Annotated in this window: 25 protein-coding genes; 1 reads left to right on the top strand and 24 read right to left on the bottom strand. The window is 49.1% G+C overall.

What is annotated here, in order from left to right:
• Window positions 1–33 precede the first annotated feature (33 nt).
• The 24 genes from M3630_RS17850 to coxB all read right to left on the bottom strand — a co-directional run bounded on the left by M3630_RS17850 (window position 34) and on the right by coxB (window position 20,818).
• Complete coding sequence (locus M3630_RS17850; protein WP_173610235.1) at window positions 34–777, bottom strand: ABC transporter ATP-binding protein; 744 nt, start codon at window positions 775–777, stop codon at window positions 34–36.
• A gap of 22 nt (window positions 778–799) precedes the next feature.
• Window positions 800–1,561: an ABC transporter ATP-binding protein gene (locus tag M3630_RS17845; protein WP_173609902.1), complete on the bottom strand. Its 762-nt coding sequence runs from the start codon at window positions 1,559–1,561 to the stop codon at window positions 800–802.
• Window positions 1,558–2,589 carry a branched-chain amino acid ABC transporter permease gene (locus M3630_RS17840; RefSeq protein ID WP_251252945.1) on the bottom strand — a complete coding sequence of 344 codons (1,032 nt, stop codon included), beginning with the start codon at window positions 2,587–2,589 and terminating at the stop codon, window positions 1,558–1,560. The genes M3630_RS17845 and M3630_RS17840 overlap by 4 nt, the downstream gene beginning before the upstream one ends.
• The gene (locus M3630_RS17835) at window positions 2,586–3,464 is read right to left on the bottom strand and encodes a branched-chain amino acid ABC transporter permease (protein ID WP_106656170.1); all 879 of its coding nucleotides are present in this window, start codon (window positions 3,462–3,464) and stop codon (window positions 2,586–2,588) included. Before M3630_RS17835 ends, M3630_RS17840 begins: the two co-directional genes overlap by 4 nt.
• Window positions 3,465–3,597: 133 nt before the next feature.
• A complete protein-coding gene (gene paaX, locus M3630_RS17830; protein WP_016741468.1) occupies window positions 3,598–4,425 on the bottom strand; it encodes a phenylacetic acid degradation operon negative regulatory protein PaaX in 828 nt (275 codons plus the stop codon).
• Between the two features lie 169 nt (window positions 4,426–4,594).
• On the bottom strand, window positions 4,595–5,020 hold the full coding sequence (locus M3630_RS17825) for a thioesterase family protein (RefSeq protein ID WP_173609900.1): 426 nt from the start codon (window positions 5,018–5,020) through the stop codon (window positions 4,595–4,597).
• 29 nt (window positions 5,021–5,049) lie between these two features.
• The gene (locus M3630_RS17820; protein WP_251252944.1) at window positions 5,050–6,249 is read right to left on the bottom strand and encodes a thiolase family protein; all 1,200 of its coding nucleotides are present in this window, start codon (window positions 6,247–6,249) and stop codon (window positions 5,050–5,052) included.
• Window positions 6,250–6,282: 33 nt separating this feature from the next.
• Window positions 6,283–7,482 carry a thiolase family protein gene (locus tag M3630_RS17815; RefSeq protein WP_237899339.1) on the bottom strand — a complete coding sequence of 400 codons (1,200 nt, stop codon included), beginning with the start codon at window positions 7,480–7,482 and terminating at the stop codon, window positions 6,283–6,285.
• Complete coding sequence (locus M3630_RS17810; RefSeq protein ID WP_251252943.1) at window positions 7,479–8,234, bottom strand: 3-hydroxyacyl-CoA dehydrogenase family protein; 756 nt, start codon at window positions 8,232–8,234, stop codon at window positions 7,479–7,481. Before M3630_RS17810 ends, M3630_RS17815 begins: the two co-directional genes overlap by 4 nt.
• Window positions 8,218–9,075, bottom strand: a complete 858-nt coding sequence (locus tag M3630_RS17805; RefSeq protein WP_251252942.1) for a 3-hydroxyacyl-CoA dehydrogenase family protein — start codon at window positions 9,073–9,075, stop codon at window positions 8,218–8,220. Before M3630_RS17805 ends, M3630_RS17810 begins: the two co-directional genes overlap by 17 nt.
• Window positions 9,076–9,097: 22 nt before the next feature.
• The gene (locus M3630_RS17800) at window positions 9,098–9,877 is read right to left on the bottom strand and encodes an enoyl-CoA hydratase-related protein (RefSeq protein WP_251252941.1); all 780 of its coding nucleotides are present in this window, start codon (window positions 9,875–9,877) and stop codon (window positions 9,098–9,100) included.
• 9 nt (window positions 9,878–9,886) lie between these two features.
• Window positions 9,887–10,660 carry an enoyl-CoA hydratase-related protein gene (locus tag M3630_RS17795; protein WP_251252940.1) on the bottom strand — a complete coding sequence of 258 codons (774 nt, stop codon included), beginning with the start codon at window positions 10,658–10,660 and terminating at the stop codon, window positions 9,887–9,889.
• A 33-nt stretch (window positions 10,661–10,693) separates the two neighbouring features.
• A complete protein-coding gene (gene paaK / locus M3630_RS17790; RefSeq protein WP_251252939.1) occupies window positions 10,694–12,022 on the bottom strand; it encodes a phenylacetate--CoA ligase PaaK in 1,329 nt (442 codons plus the stop codon).
• Window positions 12,023–12,078: 56 nt separating this feature from the next.
• A complete protein-coding gene (locus M3630_RS17785) occupies window positions 12,079–12,864 on the bottom strand; it encodes an enoyl-CoA hydratase-related protein (protein WP_251252938.1) in 786 nt (261 codons plus the stop codon).
• On the bottom strand, window positions 12,864–13,265 hold the full coding sequence (locus tag M3630_RS17780; RefSeq protein WP_016741459.1) for a PaaI family thioesterase: 402 nt from the start codon (window positions 13,263–13,265) through the stop codon (window positions 12,864–12,866). Before M3630_RS17780 ends, M3630_RS17785 begins: the two co-directional genes overlap by 1 nt.
• A gap of 92 nt (window positions 13,266–13,357) precedes the next feature.
• A complete protein-coding gene (locus M3630_RS17775; protein ID WP_173609891.1) occupies window positions 13,358–13,819 on the bottom strand; it encodes a PaaI family thioesterase in 462 nt (153 codons plus the stop codon).
• 2 nt (window positions 13,820–13,821) lie between these two features.
• Window positions 13,822–14,121, bottom strand: a complete 300-nt coding sequence (locus tag M3630_RS17770; RefSeq protein WP_106785970.1) for an EthD family reductase — start codon at window positions 14,119–14,121, stop codon at window positions 13,822–13,824.
• A 350-nt stretch (window positions 14,122–14,471) separates the two neighbouring features.
• Window positions 14,472–15,326, bottom strand: a complete 855-nt coding sequence (locus M3630_RS17765) for an NmrA family NAD(P)-binding protein (protein ID WP_251252937.1) — start codon at window positions 15,324–15,326, stop codon at window positions 14,472–14,474.
• Between the two features lie 22 nt (window positions 15,327–15,348).
• A complete protein-coding gene (locus tag M3630_RS17760; RefSeq protein ID WP_251252936.1) occupies window positions 15,349–15,813 on the bottom strand; it encodes a nuclear transport factor 2 family protein in 465 nt (154 codons plus the stop codon).
• Window positions 15,814–15,971: 158 nt separating this feature from the next.
• Entirely contained in the window at window positions 15,972–16,556 is a 585-nt protein-coding gene (locus M3630_RS17755) for a TetR/AcrR family transcriptional regulator (RefSeq protein ID WP_251252935.1), read from the bottom strand.
• 370 nt (window positions 16,557–16,926) lie between these two features.
• The gene (locus M3630_RS17750; RefSeq protein WP_007723383.1) at window positions 16,927–17,244 is read right to left on the bottom strand and encodes a cytochrome C oxidase subunit IV family protein; all 318 of its coding nucleotides are present in this window, start codon (window positions 17,242–17,244) and stop codon (window positions 16,927–16,929) included.
• A gap of 3 nt (window positions 17,245–17,247) precedes the next feature.
• Window positions 17,248–17,874: a cytochrome c oxidase subunit 3 gene (locus M3630_RS17745; RefSeq protein ID WP_173609887.1), complete on the bottom strand. Its 627-nt coding sequence runs from the start codon at window positions 17,872–17,874 to the stop codon at window positions 17,248–17,250.
• Entirely contained in the window at window positions 17,874–19,718 is a 1,845-nt protein-coding gene (gene ctaD / locus M3630_RS17740) for a cytochrome c oxidase subunit I (protein ID WP_221867800.1), read from the bottom strand. The genes M3630_RS17745 and ctaD overlap by 1 nt, the downstream gene beginning before the upstream one ends.
• Before the next feature lie 71 nt (window positions 19,719–19,789).
• The gene (coxB, locus tag M3630_RS17735) at window positions 19,790–20,818 is read right to left on the bottom strand and encodes a cytochrome c oxidase subunit II (protein WP_173609885.1); all 1,029 of its coding nucleotides are present in this window, start codon (window positions 20,816–20,818) and stop codon (window positions 19,790–19,792) included.
• Window positions 20,819–21,154: 336 nt separating this feature from the next.
• Between coxB and M3630_RS17730 the strand changes: the two genes are divergently transcribed.
• A complete protein-coding gene (locus M3630_RS17730) occupies window positions 21,155–21,991 on the top strand; it encodes an oxidoreductase (RefSeq protein WP_251252934.1) in 837 nt (278 codons plus the stop codon).
• Window positions 21,992–22,016 lie beyond the last annotated feature (25 nt).

Raw genomic sequence — 22,016 nt, 5'->3', positions numbered from 1 at the left:
ATGTGGTTGATCTTGATCAAACTGCTATGTTGGCTACACTGCTTCGTGGGAGCTACCCAAATAAGCAGATTGTACACGCGGGTCATTGCTAATCTCGTCTGCCTTCCCTTCCAGCATGACGGTTCCCGTACTGAGTACATATGCCCGGTCGGAAATTGCGAGGGCTGCGCGAGCATTTTGCTCGACCAACAGCACTGTGGTGCCCCACTCCGAGCGAATCTCCTGCACAATCGTCAGGATTTCTTTGGCAATCAATGGAGCCAATCCTAGCGAAGGCTCGTCCAACAAGAGGAGCTGCGGTCGAGACAAGAGCGCTCTGCCAATGGCAAGCATCTGCTGCTGCCCTCCGGAAAGCGTTCCTCCGAGCTGCCATTTGCGCTCTGCCAAAATGGGGAAACGTTCATACACCGTCTCCATTTCTTTGGCAATTTCCTTTTTGCTCGTCTTGGGCATCCGATGCGAGGCACCTAGCCACAAATTGTCCTCCACGGTCAGCGTGGAAAAAATTTGTCTGCGCTCCGGTACATGCGCCATGCCCCGAGGTACCACCAGCTCCGCAGGGACACGCGTAATGTCCGCGTCTCGAAACCAAATCTTGCCTTCCTTGTCGCCGTGCAGACCGCAGATACAGTTCAAAAGCGTCGTTTTGCCCGCCCCATTTGCGCCTAACAGGGAGACGATTTCTCCCTCATTCACCTGCAGGTTAATGCCGTGCAGCACTTCCACCGGGCCATAGCGAGCCGTGATGTTGTCTACTGTAAGGACTATCTTCCCCATCATGTTCCACCTCTTTCGCGCTTCATTCTGCACCCAGATACGCCGCAATCACTCGCGGGTTCTCCTGAATCTCACGCGGGGTTCCTTCTGCGATTTTTGATCCTTGATCCAATACAACGATGCGGTCTGCAATCGTCATGATCATGTCCATGTCATGCTCCACTAGCAAAATAGCCGTTCCGTTGTCGCGAATCTCGCAAAACATACGGCTCATCTCCGCCGTCTCGGTATGATTCAGACCCGCAGCAGGCTCGTCCAACAAGAGCAGCCGTGGTTTGGCTACCATCGCGCGGGCAATCTCCATCAACCGCAGCTTCCCGTATGGCAAGCTCCCAGCCAAAGAGGTCGCTTCCTCTGCCAGACCTACATTCTCTATCCACGTCTGTGCCTGCTCCTGCATCATCTTCTCTTCCTTGCGGGATTTTGCCAGATTCATGCCGCAGGAAAAGAGACTCGCGCTTGTCTTGGTATGCATGCCGACCATCACGTTTTCCAAGACGGTCATATCGTCAAAGGTCTGGAGGTTTTGAAAGGTTCGCGTGATACCCAATCCGGCATATTCATAGCCTTGCACACGTGTAAGCGGCTGGCTGCTAAAGCGAATCTCTCCTTCCGAAGGCGGGATCACACCTGACACCATGTTGAGCACCGTGCTTTTTCCAGCGCCATTCGGACCGATCAGCGCGAGAATCTCTCCTTCCCGCACCTGAAAATCTACTTGATTCACTGCCCGTACGCCGCCAAAATCACGAGAAAGCTTTTGCACATCCAAAAGTGTTGTCATGTTGCAGCCTTCCTTTCCGCCTGCTGCTTTCGCTGTGCTTCGTCAGCCATGGCCTTCGCCTTTTTGGCCTGCCCTTTTTCGAAAGCAGTCCGGATGCGCGGAACCAATCCTTCTGGCATGAACATGATGAACAGCACGAGAATCGCACCGAAAACAATCGTGTCCACATCCCCCTGCAAGCCTGGCACTACTTCACTCAAGAGAACCAGCGCTTCACTGATAAAACCAATCAGGATCGTCCCGATCAACGCGCCCCAGATGCTTGTCATCCCGCCGATGACGACCATCGTCAGAAACTTGATCGACTCGTGCAGTCCAAACGGCTGCGGATCGAGAATTCCCATGTAATGGGCGTACAGGCCGCCGGAAATACCCGCGAACATGCCGCTTACCACAAAGGCATTCAGCTTGAACTTGCGGACATCAATTCCCATGGAGGTCGCGGCAATCTCACTTTTGTGAATCGCCCGAAACGCTCTGCCGACACGTGAATTCAAGAGATTAAGTGAGAAGAGCAGCACACAAGTGACGACTCCCCAAATCAAAAAGTACATGGATAGCTCGCTTCCACCAAAGAAAGTCATTTGCGGAATGCTGATCATCCCATTTGCTCCCCCTGTGACCGGCTCCCACTCCGTAATCCCGATCTGGACGATGTAGCCAAATGCGAGTGTCGCCATCGCAAGGTAGTAACCTTGCAGCCCCGCTATCGCCCGCCCAAGGATAAAGGCGAATAACCCTGGAACAATCGCAGCAGCTATCAGGCCGATAATTGGGGGTAGACCGTACTTCGTCGTCAATACTGCGGAGGTATAGGCGCCTATCCCCCAAAATGCTGCTTGTCCCAGCGAAATTTGTCCCGCGAGCCCCATCACGAGACATAGCCCGATGGTTACAATTGCTTGAAGACCGATAATAATTCCGACTGAACGATAGTATTCATCTGGCATCACGAATGGAAAAAGAATCATCAAAAACAGGTAGATTCCTATGCTTTTGCCCCACTTATCGATGATCTGCTTCATCATAGCCCTCCTTTTCCAACGCTGCGTTCTCCAAAGATGCCGGATGGCTTAATCAACAGCATGCCGATCAACACCAGAAAAGCGATCGCGTCCTTCATACCAGAGCTTATATAACCAGCCCCCAGCGACTCGACGATCCCGAGTAAAAAGGCGGCTACGGCTGCACCCAATGGATTTCCCAGTCCGCCAAGAATGGCTGCGGAAAAGCCTTTGATTCCAAGCAACACGCCAATATCATAGGACGTTACGGAAAGCGGCGCGATCACGATTCCCGCTATCGCTCCTGTCGCTCCACTGATGGCAAAGGCCAGCATACTCATCTTTGTCGGGCTAATCCCCATCAAGCGAGCTGCCATCGGGTTTACCGAACAGGCGTTGATTTTTTTGCCGAGAATCGTCTTGTCCATCAAGTACCACAGTAAAAAAAGAATGATAAGAACAGCGGCCAAAATCCAGATACTTTGTTGTGCAATCATCACGCCCCCGATTGAGATCGGTTCATTGCTCGTAATCGGTTCGAGTGCAAACGCATCTTTTCCCCAAATGAAGCTGGCAATGCCACGAATCAGTGTGGAGATTCCTATCGTCAAAATAATCAAACTAATCGGATTAGCCTTTTTGACGTAAGCGATTACATATTTCTGCATCAAAACACCGATCAAGGTGACCATGAGGATCGCGAGCAATGCCGCCAAGCCATACGGGAGATTCATGCCAATCAAGGCGACTGTAACCATCCCGCCCAGCATCAAAAATTCACCCTGCGCCAGATTGATCACCTTGCTTACGTTGTAAATCGTGATGAAACCAACCGCTACGATCGCGTAAATCCCGCCACTGACGAGGCCGTTTGCAACGTACTGCAGCAATTCCGTCATATTCGTGCTGTACCCCCTTTGTTTCGCGTCCACCAAACTACACCCAAGTAAAACACTTACATTTTAAATAATGGAAAAGTATTTATGAAAAAAGACCCTAGACGTGCTAGGGCCTTTCCTTCGCAGCTTTCGCCTATGCGGATGGCGCAGCTTCATACACGGTCTCGAAGAATCGTACTGCCCCTGGATTCAATAGCTGGTAGTAATTTTGGAACAACTGATCCGCCTCTTTGCCCAACCACAGCTCTGGCAACAATTCCTGCGGCAAATCAGGATCGATGAACAAGAACTTGCGGTATTGGTGGACGAGCTTTGTCTTTTCCACGAAGCAATGGCTGTCTGGAACCTCTTCTCCATTGCTCAGTTTTGCTGAAAGCTGCTCATATTCTTCTCGGTAGGCATCGATGAAGGCCTTGTACTTCTCATTGATTTCATCGATATCCCAGCATTTCTGCACGAGCTGCTTCGGATTGCTCCAGCCCATATGCTCGGATGTAAAAATCTCCACATACTCTGTAATCTCGTGCGCTTCCGTCAGGTCCTTCACACGATCACTGAGATTATTCGGGCTGATCCATGTGCTGGTCGTCAGCATCCCGAAGCCCATCCAGCCCAGCTCCTTGCGCAATTGATCACGCAGCGCTCGACGCTCCTCGGGGATATTGTAGCTGGCAATGCACCATTTGCCGTCCCACACATCTGTCTCGACCTTATAAATACGTGCCGCTGCCTCTTCCAGCCGCTTTTTGCCGCGCTCAGATACCGAGTAGAAGCTGCGGTTCCCTACTTTTCGCGATTCCAGCCAGCCTTGGCGAAGCATCCGGGAGATCGCTGCACGAACAGCCGGCTCCGAGAGTCCGAATTCCCCCATCAGCTTGGTTAGACTACCAATCCAGATTTCGCTTCCATAATGGCGGACGTATTCACCGTAAATTGTAAAAAGCATGGATTGTGGCTTCACGTTTCTTCTACCCCCAAATCGATTCATACCTATATGCTGTGTGAAATTGTACCATATTCTGTAGGAAGTGCGTGAATCGATCGAGAGTATATGACGATAAAATCATATAACGTTATTTAAACGTAATTATAGTAAAACATTTTAAAAAAGTCAATTTATTCTGTCAAATTTATGATTTTCCATGTACTTCCTCGTTGATCTCAGCTTGCAAGGCCTCAAAACGCCGCTTGATCTCATCCTTTTTGAAGATAGCCTGGACGAACGTCCCGAGCCCTACACGATTGCGCGTAGTGTCCGCCGTAACCTCGCACACTACGCGTTTTTCGGTAACCTGCACACAGGTAGCCCGGAACGTGACCTCCTGACCAATCACAGCTGGTCCGACATGCTTGATGTCGACAGCAAATCCCGAGCCCTCTTCATCAGCTTCCAGGTACGGCAAAATGACGCGCCTTCCCGCCCATTCCATGTAATAAATCATACTGACTGTCGACATCACAGGGTGCACCACTTGGCCTTCAAAAACAGGCAGCATGTCCTTTGTCACTGTGACAGTAAATTCTTCCGTCGTACCCGGCTGCAGTCTATCTATCAAGAGTATCTGCCTCCCTATCTGCGCCCAATCTACACACGCTCGATAATCGTCGCAATCCCCTGCCCAACTCCAATGCACATCGCAGCCAACCCGTAACGGGCATCCCGACGCTCCATTTCATACAAAAGAGTAGTAAGGATGCGCGCTCCGCTACACCCGAGCGGATGCCCCAAAGCAATCGCACCGCCGTTTACGTTGACCAGATCAGGGTTGACCCCCAGCTCGCGTACGCTTGCCACTGCCTGCGCCGCAAAAGCCTCGTTGAATTCGAACAGATCAATCTGCGTAAGTGACAAGCCTGCCTGCTTCAGTACTTTTCGCGTAGCAGGTACTGGCCCAATTCCCATCACGGATGGATCAACACCTGCTACTGCGGAGGCAACGATTCTTGCACGAGGCTTCAAGCCAGCCGCAAGAGCCGCTTCCTGTTCCATGATGAGCAGAGCGCAGGCTCCATCGTTTAGACCACTGGAGTTGCCTGCTGTGACGCTACCATCTGTTTGGAATGCTGGTTTCAGCTTTTGCAACTGTTCGATAGTCGTATCTGGACGTGCATGCTCATCCTGAGCAAACAGCGTGACCTCGCCTTTGCGCCCTTTCAGCTCTACCGGAACGATCTCGGCATCCCACTTTCCTTCTGCCAAGGCCCGTGCGTAATTTTGCTGACTGCGCAAAGCAAACTCATCCTGCGCTTCGCGGCTTATGCCGTATTGCTCCGCTACCTTCTCCGCTGTTTCTCCCAGACTGATCGGCGGATACATCTCTTTCATTTTTTCGTTAACCAATCGCCAGCCCAACGTCGTATCGACTAACTGCTGATTACCGCGCTGAAAAGCCGTGCCAGGCTTCATCATCACCAGCGGAGAGCGTGTCATGCTCTCTGTCCCGCCCGCGATATAGACGTGACCTGCTCCGGCTTTGATTGCATTCGCGCTTTGGTTCACAGCCTCCAGCCCTGAGCCGCACAGACGGTTTACTGTCACTCCCGGCACCTCGACAGGCAATCCCGCCAATAGAAGTGACATACGCGCGACGTTGCGGTTGTCTTCCCCAGCCTGATTGGCACAGCCCATGATGACATCATCTATCGCCTTCGGATCGATGGCGTTTCGTTCCAGCAGCTTTTGAATCACCAATGCGCCCAGGTCATCCGGGCGCACATCCTTCAACGCACCACCAATACGGCCGATTGGCGTGCGCACAGCATCTATAATGACAGGTGTACTCATTCTTCCACTCCTCTCATGCACGAGGGCTTTTTTCTATAGCGCTTCTACTAACGTGGCCAATCCTTGACCGCCGCCTATGCACAACGACACGATTCCGTATTTCTTTTGGCGACGTCTCAGCTCGAAAAGAATCGTACCTGCCAAGCGGGCACCGCTCATTCCGAGCGGATGGCCCAAGGCGATTGCTCCACCGTTTACATTGGTTTTCAAAGGGTCCAGCCCCAGCTCGCGTATGCAAGCAAGTGACTGGGAAGCAAAAGCTTCATTTAACTCAAACAGGTCGATTTGCTCTACGGTCATGTTCGTTTCGGCAAGCAGCTTGCGAATCGCAGCGACCGGACCAATGCCCATGATGCGCGGATCAACACCAGCACTGACGAAATGAACAATGCGCCCCAAAGGAGCGACGCCTGTCTTTTGCAGCATTTCTTCGTTCATCAAGAGCAAAGCCGCTGCGCCATCATTGATACCGGAGGAGTTGCCTGCTGTGACGCTACCCTCTTTTCGGAAGGCAGGTCGCAGCTTGGACAATGACTCCACACTGGAATCTCTTCTTGGGAATTCATCCGTATCAAACAGCGTCTCTTCCCCTTTTTTCCCTTTTAACGTGATGGGAATGATCTCATCGCGGAACAGACCTGCATCTATCGCGTTGATAGCCCGAGACTGGCTCTCTGCTGCAAAACGATCCTGATCCTCTCGACTGATGCCGAATTGCTCCGCCACGTTTTCTGCTGTATCTCCCATGGTCAGATCGCCATAGAGCGAGACAGGAGCAGAACGTGGTCCGCCAAAAGACTCGATCAGCGTCTGTCCGCCGCGTTGATACGGCTGCTCGAATTTTTCCATGATGTACGGTGAACGAGTCAAATTCTCTACACCGCCCGCCAGCATGACCTGACTATGTCCTGCCTGGATGGACTGTGCAGCCAAATTGACTGCCTCTAGCCCGGATGCACACACCCGATTCACAGTCAATCCAGGTATGGTGTCAGGAAGCCCTGCTTTCAACAAACCAACGCGTGCAATGTTAATAAACGGTCCGGCCGATATGACGTTACCCATGATGACCCCATCCACAATCTCACCGGATTGTCCTGCCTTCGCAAGCGCTCCATTCAAGACAATGGCTGTCAGGTCATCGATAGGGGTGTTTTTCAGACTTCCACCCAGCTTGCCGATTGGTGTACGTACTGCTGCTGCTACGTACACCTCCTTGTTAATCAAGCTCATGCCTCTACACCCGCTTTGTCCTCGTACGTGTAAAAGCCTTGCCCACTGCGTACGCCAACTCGCCCTGCCAGCACCAGCTTGCGTAATAGCGGCGCTGTACGATAGCGCTCCTCGGCCAGGTCGCGCTGCAAGCCTCTCGATATCGCAAAAATCTCATCCAACCCGATGCGATCTGCCCATTCGAGAGGGCCATATGGGTAGTTGGTGCCTTTTTTCATTGCGATATCGATATCAGTAGCGATTGCTGCTTTTTCCATCAGAGTAAAGGCAGCCTCGTTGATAATGAGTGTTAAAATGCGTGGGAACACGAGACCTACCTCGTCGTTTACGTTTTCTGTCGCTTTCCCGAGCGATTGAAAGAAACCTTCCGTTGCTTGAATCGTTTCCAGCTCCGTTTGCAAGGCAGGGGCAATCTCGATCAGCTCCCGTTCAACCAAGGGCACGAGCGTTCCAAATCCGCAAACGCGTTCAGGATGCTGTGTCCAGGACGCTACTTCTGTCGCTGTAATCGCGAGCGAAGTCGTGATGATCGGTACGTTTGGTGGCAATAGGTCATCCAGCTCGCGTATTTGCCTCTTCTTCGCCTGCATATCGATACTATTTACCTCTACAGCCAATTCAACCAGCTCAGGTTCCGCCATCGCTTCTGCAAGCGTAAGCACCTGATAGCCTCTTTCCACCATCAAATCATTCAACTCTGCGTACAGCGGGCTTGTGCCCACGAGCAATACAGCCTTATTTGTCGTAGTCATAGAAGCCTTCCCCCGTCTTTCTGCCCAGGCTGCCGGATTGAACCATTTGTTGCTGAATCCGGCTAGGCTTAAATCGTCCTTCATGGAAGAAGTCGGTATAAACCGATTTGGTGGTGGCAAAATTGATGTCGATGCCAATCATGTCTTGCAGCTCAAACGGTCCCATTTTGAATCCGCCAGCCAGCTTCATAATCCGATCAATCTGCTCCACACCTGCCACATGATCGCCCAGGATGCGCAATGCTTCATTATAATAAGGACGTGCGATGCGATTGACGATAAAGCCAGGAGTGTCCGTCACCAGAACAGGCACCTTGCCCAACTCTTGCGCAAATCGATACGCCACCTCCACATTTTCCTCGCTCGATTTTTTCCCGCGAATTACCTCAACCAAAGGCATAACGGGTGCCGGATTGAAAAAATGAAATCCGAGAATGCGCTCGGGATGCGAAAGCCCTCCTGCAATCTCCGTTATTGAGATAGAGGAAGTATTCGTTAGTAAAAGGGCATCCTCTCTGCAAATCCCAGAAAGCTGGCTGAAAATGCTTTTTTTCAAATCAAGACGCTCTGGCACTGCTTCGATGACGATATCGCAATCGGCCAACTGCTCCATTTCCGATACGAGATGGACCAGCTCTAGCGTCTCTGTCATTTCTTGTTCACTGATTTTGTTTTTCTCCACGTCTTTTGTCAGGATCGATTCCAAATAGACAAGCGCTTTGTCCAGCACCGCCTGATTTGCATCCAGCAGCATGACCTGATGTCCTTTGCGAGCACAGACAAGAGCGATTCCCGCTCCCATTGTTCCCGCCCCGATGACGCCTACTGTTTTCATACTCACTTGGGCTTGCCTCCCTTCGCCTCTAACGGCCTGTAAAACGAGGCGCACGTTTTTCCATGAAAGCGGTGACCCCTTCCTTATGATCCGCTGTGCTGCCAGCCGCTTCTTGTGCAAAAGCTTCATATTCCAAGGTCTCTTCCAACCCCAGCTCAAGCCCTTTGTTCATCGTGCGCTTGATCAAACCAATTCCCTTCGTCGGCAGTAACGCCAGCTTGCGCGCATACGCCAACGCATCTTCCATGAAGCTCTCCGCTGGGTACACCTGATTGACCAATCCAATTCGCAGTGCTTCCTCAGCGGAAACCTTTTCCCCCGTCATCGCCAGTTCCAACGCCTTGCCGATCCCGACGATGCGCGGCAAGAAGTAGCAGCCTCCTGAATCAGGAACGAGCCCGATGTTGACAAAAGCATTGACGAAGGATGCCTTTTCCGAAGCCAGACGAATATCGCACGCCAGCGCAACACTCATGCCGGCACCAGCCGCTACCCCGTTTACCGCTGCGATGATTGGCTTCTCTGTTTTTTGAAACTGGAGGATCATGGGATTATAGCGATCCCGCAAGAAACCACCGTAATCCACATCTCCTTCTCCAGAAACGTCACCAAGATCCTGACCCGCATTGAACGCCCGCCCAGCTCCGGTAAGAACGATACAACGCACGTCCGCATCTTTCTGGGCTTGCTTTAATGCATCCGTGATTTCCTTGTTCATGACGGCTGTAAACGCATTGAATTTGTCCGGACGGTTCAACGTCAACACTGCTACGCCTTCTGACACTTCATAAAGAATCGTTTCGTACATGGCCGCCTCCTAATGTCCCGTAAAACGGGGTTTGCGCTTCTCCAGAAACGCTTGCATGCCTTCTTTTCGATCTTCGCTTGCCAAAAGAAGATAAAAGCTGTTTCGCTCGTAATCCAATCCATCTTGAAGGGGGAGATCACCAGCTTTGTACACGGCTTTTTTGATGACCTGTACCGCGAGCGGCGGCTGTTGGGCGATTTGCTTCGCCAGCTTGAGTGCTTCCTGATAGTACGCCTCCACTGGCACTACCCGATTGACCAGACCGTATTTCAACGCTTCTTTGGCCGAAATCGGTTCACCTGTGAGCAGCATCTCCAGTGCTTTTCGCTCACCTACCACACGCGTCAGACGCTGTGTACCACCAGCTCCAGGCATGACTCCCAGCTTGATTTCCGGTTGACCAATGACGGCTGTCTCCGAAGCGATCACAATGTCGCAGTTCATCATTAATTCACAGCCACCACCGAGCACAAAGCCGCTGACGGCACCAATAATCGGCTTGGAGATGAGTGAGATGCGATCCCAAACCGCAAACTGATTGCGCTTCATGATGTCGATGGCTGATGCTTCCGCCATTTCATTAATGTCAGCACCCGCTGCGAACGCCCTCGCGTTGCCAGTCAGGATGATCACCCGAATATCCGAGTCGCGGTCCATTTGCTCCAGCTGGTCAACCAATTCATCAACAAGCTGCAAATTCAGTGCGTTTAGAATCTTCGGCCGATTCAACGTAATGATACCGACACCATCTTCACTGGCTACGCTAATATATTCATAGGCCATGAACTGTCACACCCTTTTTTTACAGGAGCTGGTTTACATAGCTGCCTGTGATTTGTTTCGGTTATCCACGACTCGTATCGCTTTGCCTTCGCTGCGCGTCAAGAAATTTGGCGGTTGCACCCGCAGTACCACGGACACACCCAACGTATTTTTGATGTGATGGCAAATTTCTTTTACTAATGACGAGAGAGCAGAGCTGTCATTTCCACTGAGCTCTTTTGCATATGCTGGTGTCAGCTCGCAGTGCACCTCAAATCGGTCGAGGGCACCGTCGCGTTCGATGACGACCTGGTAGTGTGGAGCCAATTGGTTGAACGTAAGCAACACGGACTCGATCTCTGTCGGGAACACATTGACCCCGCGAATAATGAGCATGTCATCTACTCGCCCTTTGATGCGCGACATCCGCATGGTTGTCCGTCCGCACTTACAGGGCTCAGGATTGAGGGAAGCGATATCACCTGTGCGATAACGGACAACCGGGAATGCTTCTTTCGTCAGTGACGTAAATACGAGCTCGCCTTCTTGTCCGTATGGGAGCACTTCCCCGGTATTCGGATCGATAATTTCTGCGTAAAAATGGTCTTCTGCGATATGCAGACCATCCTGCACCTCATGACATTCAATGGAAACGCCTGGCCCCATCACTTCGCTCAGCCCGTAAATGTCCACCGCTTTAATGTCGAGCTCATGTTCCAATTGCACGCGCATTTCTTCCGACCACGGCTCCGCACCAAAAATCCCGTATTTGACACTCGTCTCACGTGGATCGATTCCTTGCTTTTTCATCTCTTCTACGATGTTGAGGACGTAGGATGGCGTTGCTGCAATGCCACGTGGCTTGAAGTCCTCGATCAACGTAATTTGACGGGAGGTATTGCCACCGGATACTGGCACTGCGACTGCGCCCATGTGCTCGATGCCATTGTGCAGACCCAAGCCGCCTGTAAAAAGTCCGTAGCCATACGCGTTATGGAAAATGTCTCCCGGCTCTCCACCCGCACAGCAAATGGCGCGCGCCACGATCTCGGCCCAATTCTCCAAGTCTCTTTTTGTGTAGCCAACAACTGTAGGTTTTCCTTTCGTCCCGGAAGAACCGTGAATACGTGCTACTTCTTTCATTTCGACTGCAAATAGATTGAATGGATAGTTTTCTCGCAAATCAGTCTTTTTCATGAATGGAAGCTTCTGTATGTCTTCCATCGATCGGATATCTTCCGGTTTCACACCAGCCTCATTGAATGCTTTTGTGTGGAAAGGGACGCGCTCGTATACGCGTTTGACCGTTTCTTTCAAGCGTTCCAATTGCAGTTCCGTCATTTTCTCTCTTGGTAGCGTTTCCATTTCTGTATTAAAGATCATGTCGCTTCCCTCATTCCCTTGCGTTATGACTCGGTAAGAATGCTTATTTGAAATTGTTACTCGCCTTTAAAAACCGGTTTTCGCTTTTCACGAAAGGCTTCCAATGCTTCCAGACGATCTGTCGTGGGAATAATCACTTCATAGCACATGGCTTCGATATCGAGACCTGTCTGCAAATCAACACTGCTTCCGCGATCAATGGCTGATTTTGCCTGATAAACCGCCAGCGGAGCATTTGCCAAAATCTCGTTCGCCAGTCCCATTGCCAGCTCACGCAGTTCCTCTGTATCTTTTGCAACAGCATTTACAAAACCGATTTGATACGCTTCCTGTGCTTGGATGCGTCTGGCAGTCAGAATCAGCTCCTTTGCCTTGGAAGGTCCAATCAAGCGAGACAACCGCTGCGTACCACCCGCGCCAGGAATGATGCCCAAGCTCACCTCTGTCAGCCCCATTTTGGCATCAGCGACGGCATAGCGGAAATCACAGGCCAACGCCAACTCAAAACCACCTCCAAAAGCAAATCCGTTAATCATGGCAATGGTCGGCTGCGGAAGCCTCTCCAACGCAGTAAATACATCACGGATTTTGCGTACATTACGGCGCACCTGCTGTTCCGTCAATGTACGACGCTCCTTCAAATCTGCCCCTGCGCTAAACGCTCGCCCTTCTGCCTTCACGATGACCACGCGAATTTCTTTTGCATCCAAACGCACCTGCTCAATCAAGTTTCCCAGGTGCTCCAATGTATCGTAGTTCAGCGCATTCAATTCATCTGGACGATTTAGCGTAATCAGTCCTATATGTCCTTCACGTTCAAAGCGAACGCTCTCTTCCATCATCAACGTCCTCCTTGTGCAGGCGGATTCACTCGCGCATACGTGCCGGTAGCAAAAGCCACTAGCTTGCCATCACAAGTCACGCGTGCTTCCATCACGATCAAGCTTTTTCCTTGTTTCAATACATGGGATTGTGCCTCGAGTACCTCACCCCGAGCAGGGTGCAGGTATTGAATCTTGCTCTCCACCGTCACACACTGCTGTACACCATCCACATGAGGTGCTGCCCCATGCCCCATCGCCACATCGGCTAATGTCGCCGTAACGCCTCCGTGTACGACACCTTCGATGCTATTGAACAGCTCGGGGCGAATTTTCAGTGCTACCTTACAGCCCTGTTCATCTCGGTGCACGACTTCTATGCCCAGGTAGTGGTTGAATCGATTACGGATCTCCACTGACATCTTTGCCCCCCTTCACGTATCGTCTTGAAACAGTGAAAGGAGCCTAAGCACGGGCTTTTGGCATCCTTTCTCCGTTTTATTTTCGCTGTCAGTTATTCGTTTTCGTCGATTTCAACGAAGTAATCATTTTTCCGGTAAGCCAGTGCATCCAGTGTCGCTACCAAGCCATGCTCCGTTTCTACGCGGATGCGGTACCAGGCTGTGCGATTGTTTTTCTTCTCTTCGGTCGCTGTTGCCACCAAGCGATTCCCTTTCATGGCAGCAGCCAAAAAACCGATATTCATCGACAGTGCTACAGACGTTTTGCCATACGAATTACAGGCCGCTGCAAAAACAAAGTCTGCCAGGGAGAAGATGATTGCGCCATGTGCGGTGCCGTGGGCATTCAGCATATGCTCGGCAACTGTGACTTCCGCAGTCGCCGTTCCTTCTCCCAGCTCAATCAGCTTAATACCCAAAAATTGGGCAAATGGATCTTGCTTTAGCTTCTCACAAATCTCTGCGTAATGCTTCTGATGGAGCGCTTGTTCGTCTATCAATCTTTTCGTGGTCATGATTAAACTACTTCTGCAAAATGCATGGACACAATGGGTCCAGCGAAGCCGCGGAGGTCTTTTCCTGCTGCGCGACCTTCTGGGGATGACAACGCTTCCATCAAAGCTTCTTTTGATTCAAAGTACATTTCTGCCATCAGATGCAGGTCGGATTCTCCCATTGGTGTTCCGTAGATTTTGCTCACTTCCATTTTGATTAAGCCAGGCATTTTTTCTGCCAATGGGCCATGTACCTCGAAATAATGCTTGTCAAAAGCATCGATATCTTCGGGCTTGCGATAAATTGCTATCAATTTCACCATCATGATCCCTGCTTTCCTCAGATTATAGTTGCAATGTGTGACGACTAATTCATATAACGTTATTTTAACGCATGTTAATATTTTTATTATATAAAGCCTTTGTTACAGGTGCAAGTATTTTTCAAAAAGCGAGAAAAATCTGCCAGATCGTATCCTCCCTTCCCTTCATGTTTATGACTGGGAAAAGGCTGACAGAATATGCTTCGATGGGGTGATTTCGACTTCTGTTTTCGGGAAAAGCCTTCGCTCGCAGGAGTATCCGTTTCATAAGAAAAACCCAGTTGAATCCAACGAGGCTCTCGAAGTAGCATTATTGACCATTTAGTCCGGAATAGGCACAAAAAAATGGCTTAGTCTCGCTTCCAATGATGGGAATGGGTTGATATGAAGTCCGCCATGGATCGTGGTTTTCTCCCTGTTACTCGTTCTACCGTATCGGTTACGCTGTTTTCGGCACCATTGCGAATATGTTTATCCAAATCTGCCATGAAACCTGCATATTCCATCGTCAAACCTGCTGTGATCAGCTTATCCTGCAATGCTTCAGTGCTAATATGTTCATGCTTGATAATACGTCCAATTGCTGATTCAATCATGGCCGCTACTTCTGCATAGCTTAGCGCCTCTGGTCCCGTAATAAAATGATGGGTGTTATGTGGAATCTCGTCAATGAGTGCATGAACTCCAACTTCGGCGATATCATCAGCGTCTACAAATCCAATCCTTCCATTTCCCGTAGATGTAACAATCTTGCCCTCCTCTTTGATTGAGGTTCCATGTTGCCCATGAATAAAATTTTGCATGAAATAAGAAGGCTTCAATATTGCCCACTCTGGACTATGCTTGCTTACTGCTTCATGGAGCCTTCCAAACACGGGTCCATCCTCAGGAATAATCAAAGCACTAAGCATGACAATGCGTTGCACGCCGGCTTGTAAAGCCCTATCCAAAAATGGAAGTACGAGCGGAGATGGATCAAAAACACCCACTGGTGCTACCAGATATAGCTTTTTCACATCTTTCAATGAATGCTCGAAGGTTGCTACTTCATTCCAATCAAAATGTACATACTCGATGTCGGCGAGAGATGGCTTAGTACGACTCGCTATACGGGGATGGTAGCCTAGTTCTGTTAGCTTTTTGGCAATACGGCTTCCTGTTGTACCTGTTCCACCTGTGATCAGTATCTTATCCTTACGTTCCATATGATCAGCTCCTTATCCAATCTTAGTTCCCAAACTGATGATCTCTGTTCAAAAACGATTCGATACTGCCACCGAAAGCCTCAATTGCCACCAATGGATTCCAATAATCCTTGTAATGGATAATTTTCTTGTCTTTGATTTGGATGACACTCACGTATTTTTGATTGTACGGCAGTCCTGTAGCAATTACTTGACCTTCACATTCAAATTCCACAATGACGTGGTTTGACGATGCTGCATGATGAATGCGGGGAACACTGAATGTAAATAGGTCCATCTTTTGCGGAAAATCCTTGATATAGTTATAAATCGCAGACTTCCCTTCAATTTTTGAGGGATAATTTTGGGGAGCATACGGGAACTCAAAAACAGCGTTGTCATCCCAAAGTTCAATCCATTGATCCATATCCTGCTCCAGCATAAACAAGAGGAAGTTTTTCACAACTTCTTCTGCCTCCTGGCTGAGTTTTGTAGTAGCGTCAGTCATGGGTAGCACCTCACTAATCCTTTGTTATTATTTATCCACATTCCAGTTATTTTTAGATCGATCAGTCTATAATCGACACAAAAACACTCACCCCCTTTCCAGATCGATCAGTCTAATATGTGTAAAAATAGAATGAAGCGTCTACAGTCGCTCCATTATCAATCAAGCGTGGACAGGGTAACGGTTAAAATATGGTCTAACACTTCTGGATTCGTGCTTAACTTAGCTGCTTGGGTTAAAGCGTATCGTGCATGATTCAAATACTGTGCAAGTGCACGCAAATTTTTCTCACGATGACCCAGTTCGCCTTGTTCTTTCGCGCGGACCAGTGCAGTATAAAATGCTTCTTCTAATTGTGCCATATCGTCTTTAAAAAAATCTGCAATTTCCGTATCATGTGGTACTTGATCAATCGCACTGAGCAAAATGAAGCATTCCTTGCAGCGACTCTCATCCTTGAGTACAGTTACGATTTCGCGGAAAATCTCCGCAATGCTTTCCTTCACCGAACCCGGCCGCTCCAGATGCGAAATAACGGCAGTCGTCTTCTCGCTCGCGTAATGCTTTACGGCTAATAGAAAGAGATCTCTTTTCGTGCCATACGTATCATACAGGCTTTGACGGGCGATCCCTAATCCATCCAACAAATTTTGCAGAGACGCACCTTCATAGCCATAGTGCCCAAATACTTCCATTGCCTTATGCAGGACAAGCGTCGTATCGAATTCCTTGCTTCTTGCCATGTTATGAATACTCCCTTCCTGCGTTTAGATTATCTTTTTCGGACTGTTTAGTCAAGATTTTTTCGGATCGTTTAGTCAAAAATATTTATTGTTGTATTCCTTCGCCAATAGCCTCGTGGGAAGAAGCGAATTTCCAGTCCAAGCGCCTCTGGAGCCCGACCTAGCTTCGAAAAAATGGCGGGGAATTTCAGCTTCACCTTTGAACTACTTCATTGAAACTTCTACGTTTGAAGCGCTCCCGCTATTTTTCCGGAGCGGACAGTGAATGCCCCATGAGGAGCGTAGGCCGAGCCACTTAATAAAACAAATACACAATACACAAAAAAAGAGGACAGACCCAATGTCTGTCCTCTTCTATTCGCTCCACTTCCTAGATCCAAACCCAGAAAATAAAGACGAAAATTGCCAACAGGATTACGAATAACCCTGCGAAAATACTGATCCGTGCAAACTCATGACCTTTTTGATCCATGTGCATCCAGACATACAGCTGGAAGAACGCTTGAACAAAGGCCAGTGCTACGATGAATGGTACGGTAAAACCTGATGGAATTGCTTCATACGCCACAGCAATGAATGCCAGTGCGGTCAATACGAGAGATCCGATGAAAGCAACAAGGTGTCTTTTCGGACCCTCGTGCTTCACTTTCGGTTTGCGTACCTCTTCATTATGAGCTTGTGCTCCCATAGATTATCCCACCTTTCCACCGATCATACCCATGAGATATACCACGGTAAAGATGAATACCCATACAACGTCGATAAAGTGCCAGTACAGACATGCCAGGTAGAACTTCGGTGCAGTTACTACCGTCAGGCCCTTTTTCGTCGCAGATAGTTGTAAAAGAGTGATCCAGCAAATCCCGAACGCTACGTGAGCTCCGTGGAATCCAACCAATGTGTAGAAGGCAGATGCAAATGCACTCGTTGACATTTTCAGTCCTTCATTCACATAGTGTACGAACTCGTAAATCTCCAAAGCAAGGAAGCCGAGACCGAGTATTACTGTGATAGTCAGCCATAGCTGAATCTTCTTGAGGTCTTTCTTGTGCAGGGCCAGTGTTGCCATAACACTTGTCATCGAGCTGGTAAGCAAGAGAAGTGTGGCCACTGCAACGAGATTCATGTCAAACAACGCTTGGGACGTTGGTCCACCATTTGCTTGATCACGAAGAGCGATAAATGTTGCAAACAAGGAACCGAAGAGAACTGTCTCTCCACCGAGGAAGAGCCAGAAGCCAAGAACCTTATTCTTACCTTCAAGGGTGGCTTTTTCCGGTTCGTCAGGCAATACTGCATGTGCGTGATGGTTAGCCATTAAGCCTTTACCCCTTTCTCTTCGAGTTCATCTTCATGAATGTGATAACCTGGATCGTCTTTCACTGAACGGGTAAACATGCAAGCGAATGTAGCGAGCACTCCAATTACTACGACCACATAGTTGTGGTAGATAAAGCCATAGCCTGCCACGAACAATCCGAGAGACATCAGGAATGGCAAGAACGAAGGCGATGGCATATGAATGTCGCCAATTGGTTCTGCAGGCGTCATGCCCTTGTTACCAGCCATTTTCTCGACCCACAACGCATCCAAACCGCGAACGAGAGGCGTTTGAACAAAGTTGTACTCCGGCGGCGGCGAAGGAATTGCCCATTCGAGAGAACGTCCATCCCATGGATCGGCAGGAGCGCGTTTGGAGCTTTTCGCTGCGACGACTACGTTGATCACGAATAGGATGGTACCAATCGTCATACCAAATGCACCAATCGTACTGATAAAGTTCCCCATATCCAGGTTCTGATCTTTGAGGTAAGTAAAGACGCGGCGCGGCATCCCCATCAGACCCAGGAAGTGTTGCGGGAAGAAGGTAAGGTGGAAACCAATGAAGAACGTCCAGAAGTTCCATTTACCGATTGTTTCGTTCAGCATTTTACCGAACATTTTCGGCCACCAGTAGTAAAGACCAGAGAAGAGACCGAATACGAGACCCCCTACGATTACGTAGTGGAAGTGAGCAACTACGAAATAACTGTCATGGTACTGGTAGTCAGCCGGCGGAACCGCAAGCATAACCCCTGTCATACCACCGATTGTAAACGTTGGGATAAATCCTACTGCAAACAGGTTTGCGGTAGGGAAGCGGATTTGACCGCCCCACATGGTCAACAGCCAGTTAAAGATTTTGATACCTGTAGGCACAGCAATCAACATGGTTGCAAGTCCAAACAGCGTGTTGGCAATTGCACCCAAACCTGTTGTGAACATGTGGTGAGCCCACACCATGAAGCCCAAGAAACCGATCAGCGCAGTTGCAAATACCATGGAGCTGTAACCAAACAGGCGCTTTCTTGAGAATGTCGAAACTACTTCAGAAATGATACCGAATGCCGGGAGAATCAAAATGTATACTTCGGGGTGACCGAAGATCCAGAACAAGTGCTCCCAGATAACAACGTTACCACCTGCGTCAGGGTTGAAAAAGTTTCCGCCAAACAAGCGGTCAAACATCAACAGAACCAAACCAACCGTAATCGCAGGGAATGCAAAGAGGATCAAACCGGATGTAATAAAGGACGCCCAGGTGAACATTGGCATACGCATGAATGTCATACCTGGAGCACGCATGTTGATGATGGTAACCAGGAAGTTAATACCACCAATCAGCGTTCCAAGACCGGCAATTTGCAAACCGAGCACGTAGAAGTCTACGCCTCTTCCACTGTATTGATTCAAAGCCAAAGTTGTATACGATGTCCAACCAGCATCAGGTGCGCCACCCAAGAACCAGCTTGTGTTCAGTAGCACTCCCCCGAAGAAAAATAGCCAGAATCCGAGTGCGTTAACAAACGGGAATGCTACGTCGCGTGCACCGATTTGAAGGGGAACAATCGCGTTCATCAAAGCAAAAATGATCGGCATAACCGCCAAGAAAATCATCGTAGTGCCGTGCATCGTAATTAATTCGTTAAACGTCTTGGCACCAACGAATTCAATCTCTGGGTACATCAACTGCAAACGAATCAGCAGGGCTTCCAAACCACCGGCCAAGAAGAAAATCCCACCAGCAATCAGATACAGGATCGCAATCTTCTTATGGTCCACTGTCGTAAGATAATCCCACAGCCCCGAGCGATTTGGTGCATGAGAAGCATGTGCAGACACGGGTTTACCTCCTTTTTAAGCGTCACTGCCTATGACGATTGTCAATGCAATAAGTTTTATGAGGTTTTACTTTACTTTTTCTCGCTTACGCTCAATGTCTCCATGTACTCAACAAGCGCTTTCACTTGGGTGTCATCGAGGTTGAGGTTAGGCATTTTGTTGCCCGGCTTGATTTTTTGCGGATCTTTCAGCCACTCTGCAATGTTTTCCGGCGTATGTGCTTTGATACCTGCTACACGTTCGCGATCTGCAAAGTTAGTCAGGTTTGGCCCCATCTTACCGCCTTTACCTGCCACAGCGTGACATCCCAAACAGCTCTTATCGAAGATTTGTTGACCTTCTGCAGCCAGTGGAGAAGTTGCTGTTACAGGTTCTTTTGCCTGAACACCCTTCATGTTAGCTACCCAAGTGTCAAAATCTGCTTGTTCCATTACTTCTACCTTGAAGTCCATCAAGGCATGGGATGCTCCACAGAGCTCCGCACATTTACCGTAGTAAATGCCTGCTTTGTCTGCTTGCAACCACATTTTGTTTTCTTGCCCTGGGTTCGTATCGATTTTACCGCCCAATGCAGGAATCCAGAATGCGTGCTTAACATCAGACGCTGATAATACGAATTGAATCTTTTTGCCAACTGGCAATACCAAGTCTTGTGCAGTCGCTACTCCAAGATCAGGATACTCGAATTCCCACCAGAATTGGTGAGCAGTAACCTTTACTTGAACTGCTTCCTCTTTTGGGTACTCCTTGTGCAGTGCGAAACCGGTAGTAACAGTCGGAATCGCCATGATGATAAGGAGCAAGAAAGGAATTACCGTCCAAAGAATTTCAAGTGCATGATTTCCTTCGACCTGCTTAGGAATGCCTTGCTGTCCGGGACGCTTACGATAACGGATAAGGACGTACGTAAAGATCGTCATAACGACAATGAAGACGCCGATCATGATAGCGGAGGACAGCTTCATCAGGTCAAACTGCATAGCAGCTACCGGACCAGAGGGCTTGAGCGCTGAGAGCTCATCTTTGCCACACCCGGTTAACACTAGCGCCAGCAGAGCAAACAGGGAAAACTGACGCCAATACTGTTGCCAACCCTTCATACCAATGAACCCCTCTTTCTTCGTGTTGGTAACGTTCTAGCCACGCCTACAACTAGAAGTTTTCGTACTTTTCTATCTGCTTGAAGAAATCGCATACAATACCATTCACAACTATAATGCCCAAACTTGAAAGGTATTAGCAGCCATTCCAGAAACAAACAGGAAAGTAAGGGGCAGTATTGCACACTTCTACCCAAGCGTGGTAACCATTTAAGTATACATAAATTTTCCTTAATACAAAGGCTATTTGTTATGATTTTGTTAACAAATTTATGAACAATTTTGTGAACATTGCAGTTAAATTATGCCAACACATACAATTAAAAGGAGAATTCCATGCAAAAAAGACCAATTGCACTAGTCACTGGTACCTCAAGTGGCTTTGGTAAGCACGCATCAGTCGCTTTAGTCAAGGCTGGTTTTCAGGTAATTGCTGCTATGCGTGATCTCACAAAAAGAGACCCTCTTGACAAATTGGCAAGCTTGCAAATAGAGCCTGATCATCTGGAAGTCATTTCCCTTGATGTTACGCATCCGGAACAAATTCAGGATGCAATCACCTCCATCATTGCACGGCATGGGCGCATTGATCTGTTGGTGAACAATGCTGGTTACGCGTTGGGCGGCTTTGCTGAGGAAGTCTCTTCCGAACAATGGCGCAAACAGTTTGATGTAAATGTGTTCGGGCTGATCGAGGTCACTCGGGCAGTCTTGCCTTACATGCGGCAGCAACAAGCTGGGCGTATTATTAACGTAAGCAGCATCAGTGGCCGATTTGGGTTCCCCGGTCTCTCGCCCTATGCCGCATCCAAGCATGCAGTCGAAGGCTTCAGTGAATCGCTTCGCCTTGAAATGCTGCCCTTTCAAGTCCAAGTTGTCCTTGTTGAGCCCGGCTCCTTTCGTACAGCAATCTGGGAGAAAGGAATGCAAGACCAACAGCTTGATGAAGACTCTCCTTACGCCTCCCAAATGAAACAACTGATGCGTCACGTAGAATCAATCATAGAAAAGGCACCTGCTCCCGACGCAGTCATTTCAACGATCGTCCATGCAGCCACCACTCCCAACCCGCGATTTCGCTACCCGGTTGGCCGGGGCGTGGCACTTACGATCGCCGCAAAAAATTGGCTTCCGTGGTCATGGATTGAGCGAATCGTGACAAAGCGATCATAATGATTTTTTCATAAACAAAACACAC

This window comes from Brevibacillus sp. MER 51, from assembly GCF_023714195.1.
GTDB lineage: Bacteria > Bacillota > Bacilli > Brevibacillales > Brevibacillaceae > Brevibacillus.
This window is presented reverse-complemented; position numbering and strand designations above follow the sequence as displayed.

Bases quoted from the DNA above. Each gene is read 5' to 3' on its own strand.
- M3630_RS17850 (WP_173610235.1), bottom strand. From the start codon at position 777: ATGGGGAAGATAGTCCTTACAGTAGACAACATCACGGCTCGCTATGGC.
- M3630_RS17845 (WP_173609902.1), bottom strand. From the start codon at position 1,561: ATGACAACACTTTTGGATGTGCAAAAGCTTTCTCGTGATTTTGGCGGC.
- M3630_RS17840 (WP_251252945.1), bottom strand. From the start codon at position 2,589: ATGATGAAGCAGATCATCGATAAGTGGGGCAAAAGCATAGGAATCTAC.
- M3630_RS17835 (WP_106656170.1), bottom strand. From the start codon at position 3,464: ATGACGGAATTGCTGCAGTACGTTGCAAACGGCCTCGTCAGTGGCGGG.
- M3630_RS17820 (WP_251252944.1), bottom strand. From the start codon at position 6,249: ATGAGTACACCTGTCATTATAGATGCTGTGCGCACGCCAATCGGCCGT.
- M3630_RS17815 (WP_237899339.1), bottom strand. From the start codon at position 7,482: ATGAGCTTGATTAACAAGGAGGTGTACGTAGCAGCAGCAGTACGTACA.
- M3630_RS17810 (WP_251252943.1), bottom strand. From the start codon at position 8,234: ATGACTACGACAAATAAGGCTGTATTGCTCGTGGGCACAAGCCCGCTG.
- M3630_RS17800 (WP_251252941.1), bottom strand. From the start codon at position 9,877: ATGTACGAAACGATTCTTTATGAAGTGTCAGAAGGCGTAGCAGTGTTG.
- M3630_RS17795 (WP_251252940.1), bottom strand. From the start codon at position 10,660: ATGGCCTATGAATATATTAGCGTAGCCAGTGAAGATGGTGTCGGTATC.
- paaK (WP_251252939.1), bottom strand. From the start codon at position 12,022: ATGATCTTTAATACAGAAATGGAAACGCTACCAAGAGAGAAAATGACG.
- M3630_RS17785 (WP_251252938.1), bottom strand. From the start codon at position 12,864: ATGATGGAAGAGAGCGTTCGCTTTGAACGTGAAGGACATATAGGACTG.
- M3630_RS17780 (WP_016741459.1), bottom strand. From the start codon at position 13,265: ATGTCAGTGGAGATCCGTAATCGATTCAACCACTACCTGGGCATAGAA.
- M3630_RS17775 (WP_173609891.1), bottom strand. From the start codon at position 13,819: ATGACCACGAAAAGATTGATAGACGAACAAGCGCTCCATCAGAAGCAT.
- M3630_RS17770 (WP_106785970.1), bottom strand. From the start codon at position 14,121: ATGGTGAAATTGATAGCAATTTATCGCAAGCCCGAAGATATCGATGCT.
- M3630_RS17765 (WP_251252937.1), bottom strand. From the start codon at position 15,326: ATGGAACGTAAGGATAAGATACTGATCACAGGTGGAACAGGTACAACA.
- M3630_RS17760 (WP_251252936.1), bottom strand. From the start codon at position 15,813: ATGACTGACGCTACTACAAAACTCAGCCAGGAGGCAGAAGAAGTTGTG.
- M3630_RS17755 (WP_251252935.1), bottom strand. From the start codon at position 16,556: ATGGCAAGAAGCAAGGAATTCGATACGACGCTTGTCCTGCATAAGGCA.
- M3630_RS17750 (WP_007723383.1), bottom strand. From the start codon at position 17,244: ATGGGAGCACAAGCTCATAATGAAGAGGTACGCAAACCGAAAGTGAAG.
- M3630_RS17745 (WP_173609887.1), bottom strand. From the start codon at position 17,874: ATGGCTAACCATCACGCACATGCAGTATTGCCTGACGAACCGGAAAAA.
- coxB (WP_173609885.1), bottom strand. From the start codon at position 20,818: ATGAAGGGTTGGCAACAGTATTGGCGTCAGTTTTCCCTGTTTGCTCTG.
- M3630_RS17730 (WP_251252934.1), top strand. From the start codon at position 21,155: ATGCAAAAAAGACCAATTGCACTAGTCACTGGTACCTCAAGTGGCTTT.